Origin of the sequence: Azospirillum isscasi (genome assembly GCF_030849505.1) — a bacterium.
In the GTDB taxonomy this organism is placed as follows: Bacteria; Pseudomonadota; Alphaproteobacteria; order Azospirillales; family Azospirillaceae; genus Azospirillum; species Azospirillum isscasi.
On sequence record NZ_JAUJFI010000342.1, the window covers coordinates 1 to 1,637 of the forward strand.

At 54.1% G+C, this 1,637-nt stretch carries 2 protein-coding genes; one reads left to right on the forward strand and one right to left on the reverse strand.

All coding sequences use genetic code 11. The features are described 5' to 3' along the window. Positions 1 to 77: 77 nt before the first annotated feature. A complete protein-coding gene (locus tag QSG27_RS28870; protein WP_306712283.1) occupies positions 78 to 998 on the reverse strand; it encodes a hypothetical protein in 921 nt (306 codons plus the stop codon). A gap of 140 nt (positions 999 to 1,138) precedes the next feature. On the opposite strand from QSG27_RS28870, the gene QSG27_RS28875 reads away from it, so the two are divergent. Further along, positions 1,139 to 1,637, forward strand: a 499-nt coding sequence (locus QSG27_RS28875) for a hypothetical protein (protein WP_306712285.1), incomplete at its 3' end; no start/stop codon positions are given.

Consider the following 1,637-nt stretch of genomic DNA (forward strand, 5'->3'; position numbering starts at 1 on the left):
CCGCCGCAGGGCTACGGAAGGAGGCGATGGGCGGTCCCCATGCCCTCAGTCGAACTGTTTCCGGAAACAGATCGGGGTTAGGCGTTTCCCTCGGGACCACGGACATAGTAACGCTCAATGATCTGGCTCAGCGATTTCTCATCCGGAGCGAGATCATCGACCACATGGTATTCAGCCCCTTCACCCTTTCGGACCAGAAAGGCCCTGTAAGAGCCAGGAGAAAATCCATCATCCTCCGGAATGCTGAAAGAGATTTTTGCAGATTTTGCGTCCACTACCGACAATCCGACTTCGTATTTGTTCTTTTTCTTGGCTGTGTAGGCGAGCGATATCTTTCCGAACATTCCATTTTTCATCACAAACTCGCGAGCATCATCGAAATCAAGTTTCCCAGTTTCCGCCAATGCCGCGGCCGTGTACCCTATCCTGTTGCACATCACCTTGATCGCTCCCGTCCTGGCCTTGTTGCCGTCAAAGAGGTATTTGTGGACCATCATCACGGCATAAGGATCTACCGCTCGGGCATCGGGCCACTTCTTCTCGACACCCCCCTGCGTGGCAGGAGCCGCAAGGAACGTTCGCCGTTCCTCTGGTGGCATGGCTGCAATCCGTGCGTATAGTGGGGCGAACTTGGCTGCGATAACCGCCATTCGGCTCTCGAAATCCAATTTCGCGGTCCGACCAGTTGCACGATGCTGATCCATGTCACTGATCAGGATTTGCACTTCTTCGATGTGTTCGAAAACACCCGCTTCCAGTTCCGTGAAATCCGAATCGGCTTCCGCAGATGCGGCGTCATCATTCGAACTGTTTCCAGAAACAGTTCGCGGCGAGGTTGAAAAATCCGGAGGCGGCGGCTGGTCTACTGTGCTCTCAGTAGCGGCATCCACCGGTGTTTCCTGTTGACCTTGCGGGATCTCCTGGCTCGCGTGCTGTTCAGCGTTGCTCCGGTCCTTCTGGGGTTGGCGGCGACCGCGATTTGTGAGGGTATTCATCATTGTGTTCCTCTCCCCAGCCGCACACGAAATGAGTAATCTCCGTGCTGCGGCAAGTTGGCGATATGCGGTGGCCACCGACGGGTCCAGACTGCCGCGAAAAGCTTCTCGTTGCCAGAGCAGGCAGTTGACAGAGGGGGGTGGTGTCAATGGAAATCCGGAATGCCGTTCTTCTTCAAGGAGTTGGCGTTTGCAGGGAGCGGCAGAGCAAACTGTGGAAGGACTTGCGTACCATCGAGAGGGGGTCGCAGTACCGGGTGGTCGGCGAACTCTCGCTTGCCGACGTATTCCAGCACCCAACTCTGGCTGTAGCTCTTGAAAAGTTTAGCGACGTTGATTTGGTGCTTGTCGAGTGCCGTGATGCGATACGGGGGCAAATTCGGCTTTTCGATGACTTTCTAGATTTTGGGATTAAGCTTGCCTTTATTGACGACATCATGGAAGAAATATACGTAATCGATGAGCTGTCGCTGAATGATCGCCACGTCTCCGAGTTCATCGATATCAACACTGACGAAATCGAGTCTCTTGCCGCAGTTGGAAAATACAAGTTGAAGCAGGCACTTCTAGCAGGTCGCGGAAAAACGAACATATTTCGGCTTTTTGCCTCTGCTGAGGCTTGGAAATGGCGTTTCCGCCGCC